General features: G+C 40.3%; 12 protein-coding genes, 1 tRNA gene and 1 other RNA gene. 8 read left to right on the top strand and 6 right to left on the bottom strand.

Features of this window, described 5'->3' with window-relative positions; genetic code table 11:
• Positions 1-668 precede the first annotated feature (668 nt).
• Entirely contained in the window at positions 669-1,364 is a 696-nt protein-coding gene (locus DC077_RS09925; protein ID WP_109202305.1) for a tetratricopeptide repeat protein, read from the top strand.
• A 333-nt stretch (positions 1,365-1,697) separates the two neighbouring features.
• Here DC077_RS09925 and argF read toward each other — a convergent pair whose 3' ends face one another.
• On the bottom strand, positions 1,698-2,699 hold the full coding sequence (gene argF, locus DC077_RS09920; protein WP_109202306.1) for an ornithine carbamoyltransferase: 1,002 nt from the start codon (positions 2,697-2,699) through the stop codon (positions 1,698-1,700).
• Between the two features lie 121 nt (positions 2,700-2,820).
• Here argF and DC077_RS09915 point away from each other — a divergent pair, with 121 nt between their 5' ends.
• The 7 genes from DC077_RS09915 to DC077_RS09885 all read left to right on the top strand — a co-directional run bounded on the left by DC077_RS09915 (position 2,821) and on the right by DC077_RS09885 (position 9,033).
• Complete coding sequence (locus DC077_RS09915) at positions 2,821-3,474, top strand: hypothetical protein (protein ID WP_109202307.1); 654 nt, start codon at positions 2,821-2,823, stop codon at positions 3,472-3,474.
• Positions 3,475-3,603: 129 nt separating this feature from the next.
• A complete protein-coding gene (locus DC077_RS09910) occupies positions 3,604-4,209 on the top strand; it encodes a tetratricopeptide repeat protein (RefSeq protein ID WP_109202308.1) in 606 nt (201 codons plus the stop codon).
• A 57-nt stretch (positions 4,210-4,266) separates the two neighbouring features.
• Positions 4,267-4,619, top strand: a transfer-messenger RNA (tmRNA) gene (gene ssrA, locus DC077_RS09905).
• Between the two features lie 183 nt (positions 4,620-4,802).
• Entirely contained in the window at positions 4,803-5,111 is a 309-nt protein-coding gene (locus tag DC077_RS09900; protein ID WP_109202309.1) for a helix-turn-helix domain-containing protein, read from the top strand.
• A 3-nt stretch (positions 5,112-5,114) separates the two neighbouring features.
• Positions 5,115-6,356 (top strand): type II toxin-antitoxin system HipA family toxin, encoded by a 1,242-nt coding sequence (locus DC077_RS09895; protein WP_109202310.1) that lies wholly within the window; start codon positions 5,115-5,117, stop codon positions 6,354-6,356.
• Positions 6,357-6,688: 332 nt separating this feature from the next.
• Positions 6,689-8,047 carry a cryptochrome/photolyase family protein gene (locus DC077_RS09890; RefSeq protein WP_239990400.1) on the top strand — a complete coding sequence of 453 codons (1,359 nt, stop codon included), beginning with the start codon at positions 6,689-6,691 and terminating at the stop codon, positions 8,045-8,047.
• 341 nt (positions 8,048-8,388) lie between these two features.
• Positions 8,389-9,033, top strand: coding sequence for a carbonic anhydrase family protein (locus tag DC077_RS09885; RefSeq protein WP_109202312.1), 645 nt, complete (start codon positions 8,389-8,391; stop codon positions 9,031-9,033).
• A 75-nt stretch (positions 9,034-9,108) separates the two neighbouring features.
• On the opposite strand, the gene DC077_RS09880 is transcribed toward DC077_RS09885, so the two are convergent.
• From DC077_RS09880 to DC077_RS09860, 5 genes are all read right to left on the bottom strand, one after another.
• Positions 9,109-9,777 (bottom strand): DUF421 domain-containing protein, encoded by a 669-nt coding sequence (locus tag DC077_RS09880; RefSeq protein ID WP_109202313.1) that lies wholly within the window; start codon positions 9,775-9,777, stop codon positions 9,109-9,111.
• A gap of 75 nt (positions 9,778-9,852) precedes the next feature.
• Positions 9,853-11,001, bottom strand: a complete 1,149-nt coding sequence (locus DC077_RS09875; protein WP_109202314.1) for a glycerate kinase — start codon at positions 10,999-11,001, stop codon at positions 9,853-9,855.
• Between the two features lie 264 nt (positions 11,002-11,265).
• Positions 11,266-12,771 (bottom strand): carbon starvation CstA family protein, encoded by a 1,506-nt coding sequence (locus DC077_RS09870; RefSeq protein WP_109202315.1) that lies wholly within the window; start codon positions 12,769-12,771, stop codon positions 11,266-11,268.
• 694 nt (positions 12,772-13,465) lie between these two features.
• Positions 13,466-13,801: a non-heme iron oxygenase ferredoxin subunit gene (locus DC077_RS09865; RefSeq protein ID WP_109202316.1), complete on the bottom strand. Its 336-nt coding sequence runs from the start codon at positions 13,799-13,801 to the stop codon at positions 13,466-13,468.
• A 168-nt stretch (positions 13,802-13,969) separates the two neighbouring features.
• Positions 13,970-14,044 (bottom strand) — tRNA-Glu (locus DC077_RS09860).
• Positions 14,045-14,105 lie beyond the last annotated feature (61 nt).

Below are 14,105 nucleotides of genomic sequence, written 5' to 3'. Positions count from 1 at the left end.
CTGCTCAATTACTGCTTCTATTTCCATTATAAAAAAAATAGATGCTGGAATTGTTTGGTTAGACTTCTATTCTTTTGCTCACGCAAACAAATACAAGCCCCCATACAAACTTACTTAAGATTAATTTGTTAAAGAACATTAGGGGAGATAATTCTGCGAAGCTTTTCGCTACCGCCCTAAGCAGACGAACTATATTACAGACCTAATCTAAACTTGTCAAACTTATTTTTAACTATTTTGTTAAACCGTTTAACAACTTTATTTAAAAACATTCAAAAACTCAGAAATTTTACTGCTTTTTACTGTTTTCAAAAGGGCTGTGTCGCCTGAGGTGATGTATCTTACCCCTTTTGGTTTTATTTGCAACTCTTTTTTTAAAATTTTTTTTAACTTGTTCTTAATTCCTCAGCTTATGGCGATGCCTCCTTCTCTACCTCTCCTTATTAGCCCCCTCTCTAGAATCTCTCTAATGCCTTCTATTATTGATATAACAGGTAAAGGATTTGTTAATTAAAAACCCAATAAGCCCTTAATAAGCCCCTACTCCTTTCACCACCGCTAAATTCATAGCAACTATTAACACAATTAAGTTAAACTATAGCTAATTTATATTAATGAAAATAAACTACTGTTATTTTATTTCATCTACTTGTAAAGGAATTTAAATTATGATCAAGCGCACACTTGTTCCAATATTACTGACAACTCTATTAACGGGATGTCTCTCCCTTAATAACCCAGCAACAAAAAGTGAAGCCCCGAAGCAAGTCTCTCCTGAGCATATTAAAAAAATGAGAACACTCTCAGCAACAGAGCTTCCTCAATATGCAGATCACGGCGATATGTATGCACAGTATTATCTTGGAAACAAATATGCTCAAGGAGCAGAAGTACCTCAAGATATGACTAAAGCTAAACATTATTGGGAAAAAGCTGCAGAACAAGGCAATGCAAATGCGCTTTATAACTTAGGAATGATCTACTATAGCGGTCAAGGCGCAACGAAGAATCCTGAACTCGCACTTAAATATTTTCAAAAATCAGCACAAGCGGGAAATAGTCGAGCGGCGCTCAATGCCGGTACTATGCTAGAAGCTGGACAGGGAACTATCGTCAATATTCCTGCTGCCGCACAATATTATCAACTCGCAGCACCTACTCAGCCTCACGCCGCCTATCGTTTAGGAATGCTCTACACTCAAAATAGAGCGGATTTTCCTGCTGATTATGAAAAGGCACGCAACCTCTTTCAGCAAGCAGCAGTTCAAGGGGATCGCATAGCACCCCGCGCTCTCAATATTGTCCAAAACTATCCACCCGCAGAAGCATCAGATCTTCTTCGTCGTCTTAATACCAGCATTTAGGTGAAGCGAGAGCAGATTAATATCGCACAATAAAAAAGATCTCGCTCCAATGAATCTCCTTTAAATATCCTCTGTATAAAAACAGAGAGGATGAAGGACTTTCAATATGGAGTGAGATCTTTTTTCAGTTCATGAAATTCTTTTAGGACTGATTCTTACCACTTACTAAGTTCGCTACTGAATTAGCTCTTTTAAAGAAGTTTTTTTTAATTGATACTGATACACAATACACTTTTCACTTATCTCACTTATCTATTTAGTTTTTCTTTAAACTTTCCCATAAAAAATTGGTTCGTGAGAAAAATATTAAAATATTAAGTGAAGCGAAAGAATCTATCCTAAAGTTGCGACCATAACCGCTTTTATTGTGTGCATCCGATTGCCTGCTTGTTGGAATTGAATCGCCTGAGGCCCCTCAAATACTTCTTCAGTAACCTCAACACCATCTAGCCCAAAAGTTTCATAAATCCATTCCCCTACGGAGGTTTCACGATTATGAAATGCCGGCAAACAGTGCATAAACTTACTATCGCTATTGCCCGTTGCACGCATTAAATCTGCATTTACTTGATAAGGCTTTAAGAGAGAAATTCTTTCACGCCAAGCTTCTTCTGACTCCCCCATTGAGACCCAAACATCGGTATGGATAAAATCGACACCTTTCACCGCCTCTTCAGCACTATCAGTAAAGGTTAATGAAGCGCCGCTCACTTTTGCAATCTCCTGACATTTTGCAATAAGATCAGCCTCTGGCCAGAGATGTTTCGGCGCTCCAACACGGAAATCAACACCTAACTTCGCTGCCATCACAAGATGAGAGTTCCCCATATTATTTCGAGCATCCCCTAAATAGGCATAACTGAAATCGGTAATCGGCTTATGGCTATTCTCTTTCATTGTTAAAAGATCAGCGAGCATCTGTGTAGGATGAAATTCATCTGTTAAACCATTATAGACCGGCACCCCGGCACAGGCTGCTAACTCATTTTCTAAAACATCTTGACTAAATCCACGATATAAAATTGCATCGTACATCTCCCCTAATACCCGTGCAGTATCTTTCATCGACTCTTTGGTACCAATTTGAGTCCCTTCACTTCCAAGGTAACTCGTCATTGCACCCTGATCTGCCGCTGCAACTTCAGATGCACAGCGTGTACGAGTAGAGGATTTTTCAAAGATAAGCGCAATATTCTTACCTGTTAATCGTCGCTGCTCCATTCCCGCCCGCTTCGCCCTTTTTAGCTCTTCAGCAAGCCCTACAAGATAGAGAATCTCCTCTTTAGAAAAATCGAGTAGTTTTAAAAAATGTCTTTGACGTAAATTAGGTTGCATGCGCATCTCCTCTTCGCAGTATAATAATATTATATCAATTCTAAATATGACTCTCCTGTGAGTCTATTTCATCATAACAAGGATGGCTAAGCCTTCCTACATATTTAAGAGGTCTGATCATATGTCTATGCGCTTACTACTTATTTTTATTCTATCTTTTTTTACCCTCTTCGCTCATGCAGAACCTCTTCCAGCTAAACTACACCTCAACTTTGTCGGCCCCTTCCAAGTACCCGCCTCAATGACCTTCACTCACAGCAATAAAGAGTATCGACTCGAAACAACTGTCAATATTCCCTTTAAAAAAATGGAATTTACCAGTGTCGGAAGCGTTGACGGAAAGCACCTTATAACTCACTCTTTTACAGATATTAGAGGTGGGAAGAATTATGCAAGTGCTCGATTCGATCTAACGAATAAGAAGATCCTCTATGGGCGTGGTGAACAGAACTTAACCGCCGAGATGACGACGCTTGCTCAAGACTTTTTTACAACAGCATGGCAAGCGACACTCAATCATGCGCCATTAAATGAAAAAATCCAGACAACTAATGGGAAGAAGGTCTATCAACGCCCTCCTTTTGCGAGAGTCGGTGAGAAAGAGGGATATATCAATGGTAAAAAAACGCCTATTATTCTCTACGCTAGCGGTGAAGGTGATGACCGCGTTGAGTTAGGATTAGCTCCTAAAGAGCTCTATCTACCAGCACTGATTGCTTACTATGAAAAAGGAAAGCGCTATGAACTTATCCTCAAAAGCTACTCTACAAAATAGTAATCTCACGACACTGATAGGGTCACTAATATAAGGGTACGACCATAATGAAGTAGCCATAAGGATCATAAGGATCATTATCATCAAACAACCATTCACTCACTCACAACAGGAACAGTAATATCTATTATGCTTGAATATCTCTTTACACGCCTCTCCGCTCTATTCAACAACCGTATTGAACTCTGCCGTTTGGGGAGCTTCTATTATGAAGGAAAATATGTCGCGAAAGATCACCAAAAGGCAACCAAATATCTACAGAAAGCAGCTGACAAAAAATATAATAAGGCGCTCTTCTATCTAGGATTAATTGAGCTTGAAAAAGGGCATAATAATACCGATCTTGCTCTAGCCCTGCGCTACTTTCTTCTTGCAAGAAGGGATGAACCTAAAGCAATCGCCGAGATTGAAAAATTGGAAGCAGAGATTTTAAAACTACCTCCTACAAAAGAGAATAGCGAATTACATTTTAAAATAGGTTATATGTACGCCAATGACGTTGTTATCGGGACCGATGCAGCAAAAGCAGCTCAATTTTATGAAGTAGCATTAGCAGGAAATCATCAGGCGGCACGATTAGAGCTGGCAAAATTACTAATGAAATCAAGACCGGGAAGCCCCAAAGATCTACCGCGAGCGGTGGCACTTCTGCAAGATCCTTCCATGGAGCAATTTTTACCGGCAGAAGTAACGCTTAAAGAACTTCTTGAAAAGAATCCCGAACTCAATCATTAAATCATTGAATATTGCATAAAATCGAGCGATTCGCTATAATGCCTTATCAACCTAAACGGGGGCGTTCTTGGATTCGACGGGGATGTTGAAGTTTGAGGTGCATGTCAAGATGGTCGAGAGTCTTGTAAAAACGCGGCAATTTGTATAGTTGCAAACGATAACAACTACGCTTTAGCAGCTTAGTCTGCTAACTGATCATAATACTGTGTTCGTTCGGTATTATCATCAGTCAACTTAAACGAAATAGTGAAATATCATTTCTAAGGGGTATTTTGCGAAACTTAACTTAGAACAGCTTTGCATCTCCTGCCGGTCGGACGATGTGAAGTTAAATTAAAGATACGGCTAAACATGTAGTACCAAGAATGGATAGTTCTCGGACGCGGGTTCAAATCCCGCCGCCTCCACCAATCATGATTGTGAAAGCCCGCTATTTAGCGGGCTTTGTCATATCCACGCAAGAATTTGGATCAATGTTAACTATACTTATACTGATAATATATCCACTATAAGCACTCATAAATGATGTTTTGAATCCTCATAAAGCACACAATACATCATATGTGATTTGTTATGAGGATGAGGTTATTAGGATGCGATTTGATTTTGCAACAGAATCAGAAATTTCTCAGGAGTTAGGTCGAAGAATAGCTCAACAGAGAATACAGAAAAATATTACTCAAGTTGATTTAGCCAAGAGGTCCGGCATTGGCGTGGCGACACTGCAACGCTTAGAAAAAGGCGAAGGATCAACTTTGGGCGTATTCATTCGTGTATTGACAGCCCTTGGCTTTGTGAATGATCTATCAGATATTTTAGTGAAAAAAAATATCTCCATTCAAGAGTTTGAAGCAATGAACAATCCTAAACCGCGCCAAAGGGCTTCCAAACCGAGGAAATAGTTCATGAAGAATTTATATAAAATCAGTGTTTATTACAGTGGTTGGGGTGAAGATTGGCATCTAGGCGATTTAGTCTCCAATGGCCGGCAAACCATATTTGAATATTCCAAAGAAGCATTAAAACGTGGTATAGAATTTTCACCTAAGTGCTTACCACTGCAATCACTCTCATTTACAGATTTCCCTGCTTTTCAATTCCAGTTACCAGGCTTATTTGCAGATAGCTTACCTGATGGCTGGGGTTTATTGTTGATGGATCGTTTTTTTAAAAAAAAATTGGGCAAGAATCCTGATCAAATTAATCCATTAGAACGCTTAGCGTGCTTAGGTGATCAAACTATGGGCGCATTTACATATCGTCCCAGCTCAGATATAACAATGACAGTGCAGGAAATGAGCTTGGCTGATATTGCAGAACAGATGGCTGCCGTACAGGCAGGTCAAGATATAGATGTGTTAGAAACATTGGTTGTGATTGGTGGGTCACCTCAAGGCGCAAGACCAAAATCCCAAGTTTATTACAACCCTATCACTGAACAAATGAGCAATCAGCCAATTGATGGTGGTGAACCATGGTTGGTGAAGTTTAATGCGCAAGATGAAGATATCGAAGTTTGTGAAATAGAGAAATTCTACCTAGATACAGCGGCATTGTGTGGTTTATCTGTGCCTGAATCAAAAGTCTTTCATGTGAATGATAAGATCGCAGCTATTGGTATGAAACGTTTTGATCGCTTGAATGATATGCGTATTCCGATGCACAGTTTAGCAGGCGCATTACATGCTAATTTTCGCATTCCTAATTGCAGTTATGGTGTCTATTTGCGTATGACAAGATTCATGACGAGAAATGAGCCGGAAGTTGAAAAGGCATTCAAATATTGTGTGTTTAATGTATGCATGAATAATCGTGATGATCATACTAAAAACTTCTCCTATCTGATGAATCAGAATGGTGAATGGGCATTATCACCTGCTTATGATTTAACTTATAATCCTGGACTGAATGGCTATCATCAAATGGATGTGGAAGGCGAGGCTTATAAAATCAAGCGTGAAAACCTCATTAATTTGGCTAAAAATTCAGGCTTGGATCCGAAGAAAAGTGAAGTTGTGATTGACGCAATAATTGACATTATTAAAAGTCGATTGAGGACGTTGTCTGATGGAAAATATGCAATCTCTGAGAATACTGCTGTGATGATTAAAAACAAAATTAATGAGAATATTGGGTTGTTATATTAATAAACTGCAACTCTCACCTTTTTAATATCATTTAAAAGTATAAAGTTCTCCTAGGTAAATCATGCGAGAAAACTCTACTTATCATCAGTATTATTTTAAAAAGGATTACAGCGGGATACTTGACAGGAATTGAACAACAAAATCTCTCTAAACAATTTCCTTTGATTCCCCTTTATAGTGATCGAAGCATGATTCTCCCCACACACCTACAGATCAATCAGCCTGCAGATTTTAATAAAAATCTCGCATAAACGACCGGAAGGCTATAACCTATTCCTCATCATCCCATCTTCTCATTGTAAATAGGGTTTAGAGGTATTATGCGATCTTTAATGTGGTTTCGATCTGATTTACGAGTTCATGACAATGAAGCGCTCTATAAAGCGATGCAAAATCAACAGGTCATTGCGCTCTTTATTCTCTCTCATAAGGAGTGGGAAGCGCATCATGATGCGAAGTTAAAACTTGCTTTTATGTGGCGAAACTTACAAGCCTTACAGAAAAAGCTCGCGGATAAAAATGTTCCCCTCAAAGTGATCTCGGTCGATTCCTGGGCGGAGATCCCTACGCGCATACAGCAATTGATGGAAGATCATCAGATCTCTTCACTCTATTTCAATCATGAGGTGGGTATCGATGAAATTGCGCGAGATCGAGCGGTTTATCGACAACTCAAAAAGCATCATTTAGATATCTATCCTTGTCATGATAAGACGTTGGTAAAATTGGGCTCCATCTTAAATGGAGAGAATCGCCCCTATAAAGTCTTTACCGCCTTCAAAAGACGCTTGATCGAAGTTTTACAATATCAACGTTTTGAGAACTACTTTGAAATTCCGGCACAAAATAAGATCGATATTGCAAGCGATGATCTCTCTGTTAATCCTTATGAGACATTTGATAATCCCATCTACCCTGCCGGTGAAGACTCCGCTTTTAAGATCTTTCAGAATTTTTTAAAAGAAGATATTTTTACTTACCATACCCGCCGGGATCTTCCTGCGATTGAAGGAACGAGTCGTCTCTCACCCTATCTTGCACTCGGTGTGATCTCCGTTAAAACGCTCCTTCAAGAAGCATTAATGCTCAATGAAGGGGATTTCCACTCGGGAGATGAAGGAGTTTTAACTTGGATGAATGAACTCTATTGGAGAGAGTTTTATTACCATATTATGTGGAACTTCCCTCAAGTCTCTCAAAATAGAGCCTTTCAGGAAAAGACAGAAAATATCCAATGGCGAGAGAGTGAATCTGACTTTGAGGCTTGGAAAAATGGAGAGACCGGTATCCCCATTGTGGATGCTTTTATGAGACAACTGAAAGCAACGGGTTGGATGCATAACCGCGGGCGCATGATTACCGCAATGTTTCTTACCAAAAATCTCTTAATCGATTGGCGTAAAGGGGAAGCTTGGTTTATGCAGAACCTCATCGATGGTGACTTTGCTGCTAATAATGGAGGTTGGCAATGGTCTGCCTCTACCGGAACCGATGCCGTACCCTATTTTAGAATCTTTAATCCTGTCACCCAATCTGAGCGATTTGATCCCAACGGGGATTTTATTCGTCAATGGTGTCCGGAATTAGCTCATTTAGATAACAAACAGATTCATAAAGTGCAAAAGCATGCCATTGTTGATCTAAAAAGTAGCCGCCTTAGAGCGATAGAAGCTTTTAAAAGTTTGAGCTGAGTATGACTAAAGCCCGGTAAAGATCATCTACCTTGCCACAATTCTGGCACTCTCTTGAGTGGTTATTGTGGCATTTTACTTTGGGCTCTACGTCCTTATCTATCTACGGAATTAGAGCCCCCCACTCTCAATTCCAGTGAAAAAAGAGTCGATTTAGCTTTTTCTGCTTCCTGTTTCTGATTCAAAGAGATAGCACTATTTAATGCTTAAAAATTGATCGTTTTTTGCAAGAATAATTTTCATTTACTCATTTTTCGATCTAAAGCAAGGTAGAATGAACAATTGTTAATCACCTTATATCCACTTCTGGTGATTCTACCTAAATAGAGAGAAGTTGAAGAATGAGATTACATAATATCGAAGACCAAAAATCATTAACCCCTGAACTAGCACTCGCCTTCTTAAAAGAGGGAAATAAGCGATTCGTTGCCAACTTAAAAGCACATAGTAATCTTTTAGAGCAAGTGAACGAAACCAAAGAGGGACAATTCCCTTTCGCCATTATTCTGAGCTGTATCGATAGCAGAACATCGGCAGAACTAATTTTTGATCAGGGTTTAGGCGATATCTTTAGTGTGCGTATTGCGGGAAATGTTCTCAATGACGATATCATTGGCTCGATGGAATTTGCTTGCAAGCTCGCAGGATCTAAATTAATTGTCGTCCTCGGTCATACCCACTGTGGAGCCATTACCGGCGCCTGCAATGGAACGGAGCTCGGTCACTTAACGAATCTTTTAGCAAAGGTGAAACCCTCTATTGAACATGTTAAAAAGAGCAATGAAGGAATCGATATCACCTCTAAAGAGGGGGTTGATCTAGTCGCTTTTCATAATGTTGAGCATACCATCGATCATATTCTTGATAGAAGTAACGTCCTCAAAGAGATGTATCAATCTGGAGAGATCGGTATTGTCGGCGCCTTCTATAAAGTCGAGACGGGCGAGGTAGATTTTGTGCAGGAGATGTTTAATCAGAAAAAGTAGAGACAAATAAATAACATCTATCTCTCAACGACATCACCTTCGAGATTCTTATCAAGAAGGTGATTCTACAATGACCTACTCAGTAACAGTTATCGTCTTCCCCTTATTATCAACAACCATCACTCCACGACCAGGCGTCCATTCAACACAGTAGAGAGACTCTATCTCCTTAATTCCTATCTTCCCTAGCTCCTCTTGTAGCCACGCTTCACTCTTGCCGGCATCTTTAAGATTCTCTCCTAAAATATTGCCCTCATTAATCAACAAGAAACCTCTCACCTTCTCCGTTTTGAGAAAAACCGTCATCTGACCATCAGTCTCTAACCTCACATCATCAACATCCATGAGGCTAAAGATTCTCTGCTCGCGCAATTTTGCAGTCAACTGTTCAGCATCCATCTTATTACGACGCATCTCATCGAGTTGTAACGCACCATCTTTGACGATAAAAGAGACTGAACCATAAAAAAGGCGATAGAAGAAAGGGACTTTCGTCAACAGATGGAGTCCATAAGTGACAACCGTCCACGCCATTAAACCAAAAACCATATACCACACAGAAAGATTAGGTGCATAGATCGTCCCACCTACAATAGCCCCGATCACAAAAGAGCTAACCACATCTGCCGGGGTCATCTGCGACATCTGCGATTTTCCCGAGACTCTTAAGTATAAGAGGACTCCCACCATGCCGACAATCAATTTAATCACTATCGTAATTTCTAATCCAAATGTCTCTAACATCCTAATCCCCTCAAGTTATGCGCTCTATAATTTTTTAAAAACCGATCTCACTATCAGCCCTCTAGCTCAGCTACTTCATAACATCTTACCGACTTTTAACAAGGCTGCTACATTCTCTGCTGTTCTCTCTAGATTAATTCTCGTCTTCGCATAGGCTCCATCTAAATTACAAGGGGAATCGAGAATACTAAATAGAGCGACAATACCCTTTTCGCTCAATGACTCAGCCCCATCACCTAAACTTCCGGCGATAGCAATGACAGGGATATGATGTTCTTTAGCGATAGTTGCAACGCCTATAGGCGCCTTACCATAAAGTGTTTGCCCATCCATTCGCCCCTCTCCGGTAATAACAAGATCAGCATCTAGAAGTAATTGTGGAAGTCCAATAAGTTCTAAAATTAACGTTACCCCCGATTTTAATTCCCCTTGTAAAAAGGTGAGTGCGGCAACCCCCATCCCGCCGGCAGCACCACTTCCGGGCTGATTTTTAATTTCATCAATGTCACGTTGTAATGTCGTTGCAATTACCCGAGCATAATTTTCGAGAGCGCAATCTAACTGAGTAATCATCTCTGGCGTTGCTCCTTTTTGAGGCCCAAAAATTGCGGAGGCACCTTTGCCACCTGTCAACACCACATCCACGTCACACGCTATCTCAAAATGGCACTTCTGAATCGCAGGATCTAAATGGGAAAGATCGATAGACGCTAACTCCTGCAATGAAATAGCCCCTAATGGTAGCTCCTCACCCTGTTGATTAAAAAATTGCAATCCAAGCGCTGCTAACATGCCGGCACCACCATCATTAGTAGCGCTTCCACCTAAACCTAAAACAATATGCCGAATACCACGACTTAAGGCATCTTTAATCAATTCTCCTGTTCCAAAGCTCGTTGTAATAGTAGGATCACGTTTCTCTAACGGAACATGCATTAATCCACTTGCCTCTGCCATCTCAATCACGGCACTCTGACCATCCCCCGTAATGGCATAAGAAGCCTCTATCTGATCCCCTAAAGGTCCCATCACAGAGAGCACCACTCTCTTTCCCCCCGTTGCTGCAACAATAGCATCGATCGTTCCTTCCCCTCCATCTGCTATCGGAACCAGATGATATTCTGCCTTCGGATAATGGCGCGAGAATCCTTTCTGAATTAACTCTGCAACTTCAAGCGCAGAGAGACTCTCCTTATAAGAATCTGGAGCAATCACAATCTTCATTCTTTTTCCCTCATAACCTTCATACTATTCTTCCGTAATATTCAATCAGCACCTAATTAACACTCAATTAAATATTCGATTAACAATCTGAGTAACATCTGATTAATGCCTAATTAATACCCAATTAATACCTGAGCAATATTCAACAATCCTCTCACCGATTCTAAATCGGAAAATGATGATAAAAAAGCTCCCGGAATTGTCATCTCGGGAGCTTTCAAATTGATTCTATCACCTTAAAGTAGACTGACGTTATCGCACAGATTACAAGCCTTTACAGGTGAAATCATAACCACCTTCTTTCATCGTGCCATCCCAGCCTGTCAGATCTTCTTCTAATGAGAGTCCACACTCTTTTTGGCGCTTCGCTTGCCAGAAGAAGAGTGCAACAAGCATAATCGAGATAATGACCGCCCCAATTTGAGAAATCTCAGTCGAGAGACCAAATCCGATCGGTTGCTCTAAGATATAGGTCGTTGTCGCAAGTAACATAAAGATTCCCGGCAAAAGCGAGATCCAATAATTCTTACCTCCAATATAGAGATACATTGCACCAACAAAGAGCGCTATTACCGCTGTCGATTGGTTCGCCCATGAGAAGTAGCGCCATAAGATGTTAAAATCAAGCTGAAGAAGAATCGCAGAGATCACAAACATAGGGAGTGCAATCCAAAGACGCTTGCCAACTTTATCCTGACCGATTTTAAGATAGTCAGCAATAATCATTCTTGCACTTCTAAATGCCGTATCCCCTGATGTGATCGGAAGAATAATCACCCCTAAAATCGCGATTGTTCCACCAACTCCACCTAACATCATCACCGCAACTTTACTCACAACTAATGCAGGACCACCCTCTTTTAATACAGCGCTTAATCCCTCACCAAAAGGAGCTGCAGGATCATAGAACATCGCCATCGCCGCAGCAGCCCAGATCATCGCAATAATCCCTTCTGCAATCATCATACCGTAGAAGATCTTTCTGCCGTGCCCTTCATTCTTTGTTGTACGCGAAATAATAGGGGATTGTGTCGCATGGAAGCCAGAAAGCGCACCACATGAGATCGTTAAGAAGAGAAGTGGGAAAATCGCCAGTCCTCCTGGATGGAGGTTTTCTAGAGTCAACTCAGGAATATTGCCTGCTTGCCCCGTAACAATTAACCCGACTCCAATTCCAATCGCACTTAATACCAACAACATGCCAAAGAAAGGATAAAAGCGACCAATGATTTTATCGATCGGCAAGAGTGTCGCTAAAACATAGTAGATAAAGATAACACCTACAATAATCGCTAAACCAACTTTTCCACCCATCAGATCATAGAGTAACTGCCCTGGCGCCGAGACAAACACTGTCCCTACAAGAACTAAAAGAAGTAAGGCAAAAGCATTAACAATATGACGCATCGATCGGCCTAAAAATTTTTCCGCTAACTCAGGAAGGTGAGCTCCACGATTACGGATCGAAATCATTCCAGTAAGATAATCATGAACCCCGCCAGCAAGGATACAACCGAAGACTATCCAGATAAAAGCAACGGGTCCATAGAGCGCCCCTAAAATAGGACCAAAAATAGGACCGACACCCGCAATATTGAGTAACTGGATCAATGAGTTTTTTGCCGTATTCATCGGCACATAGTCAACGCCATCACTATTTGTATATGCCGGCGTTGGCCTCTCTTTTACCCCAAAAACCTTCTCTACATACTTCCCATAAGTGAAGTAACCTAAAATAAGCAGCAATATACCGCCAATAAATGTAAACATCTTCTCCTCCTTAATGATTAAGGGTCACCATTACCCTCAAAAAATAAGATAGTAGTGATCAGCGCTTCGATAATACGACTGATGATATTTTATTTGCGAAACTGCTATTTCTTACAGCTCTTTCTTTATTATTCATCATCAGATTGAAAGTTCATTTCAAACTCCCAATGCATTACTACTCTTCTCAACACTATCCTAAAATGCTCAACCTTTCTGACTCTACCCTAGCCTACTAAGATTCACTCTTACATTCCCTATTAAGCTCTCAAACGTTTAATAAATCTATTAGAAATCTATTAGAGGTCTATTAGAGGTCTATTGAATCTCTTTAGATTATTCTTAGAGTCAGTTAGGTTTTTTACTCTTATCTCTTATATACCCTTTATTTTCTATTTTGTACAATCTCACCGATTATTTTAGCCCCATCTAGCTAATTCCACCTACCATCTCTTAAAAGAGTATGATCAAAAGATCACCGCTTTCCCCACAAAATGAGAAGTAAAGAGTGAAGAAAAAGCGGGCACAAAAAAAGAGCCTCAAGGGCTCTTTTTCCAACACTCTAAATAAAATGTACTGAAAAGAATAAATATCTCATTAATGAATCTAATTGGTGGTCTAATTAATCGATCTAATTGATCGATCTAATGGGTGAGATTCTTTTGAGATATTATCAAAAGCCTTTAGCAAGATGCTATTAAAGCGCCTCTACAGCTTTAGCTTCTAACTCACTATCGATATAGACCGCATCTCCTTCGATGAGTACTCGATAAGTACGCAATGGCTTTTTACAAGGTGCTGCCGTTGCTTCTCCCGTCATAATATTAAATTCACCCCAATGTAAAGGGCAACTGACCGTATCATCAAAATAGTCACCTTCTGAAAGAGAGGCTGTCGCATGCGTACATTGATCATCAGTTACAAAATATTCACCCTCGCGATTAAAGACCAGCAGTGCGCCAATTTTTGTTTCAAATTTACGCATCTCTCCAGCTGCAAGATCATCAACATTGCATATCAAAATTTTTGCCATCTACAATTCTCCTATTCTTGATATTTCTACTCTCGATATCGGTTCACTCGATATCTACTCAATATCACAACACAATATAACACTATCGATCTCTCTACCATTCAAGATCATAGATCTTGCCTCTAGAAACCAAAAAAGCCTACTGATATAATCAGTAGGCTTTATATTTGGCGTCCCTACGGGGATTCGAACCCCGGTTGCCGCCGTGAAAGGGCAGTGTCCTAACCGCTAGACGATAGGGACTAAATCTATTCTTTTGGAAGCTTCTCCTCGTGAACAGGTGACTATAATAGTATGAACCCTA

The organism is Ignatzschineria cameli (genome assembly GCF_003121895.1).
GTDB lineage: Bacteria > Pseudomonadota > Gammaproteobacteria > Cardiobacteriales > Wohlfahrtiimonadaceae > Ignatzschineria > Ignatzschineria cameli.
The sequence above is the reverse complement of the archived record's forward strand: the minus strand, read 5'-3'. Positions and strand labels throughout refer to the sequence as shown.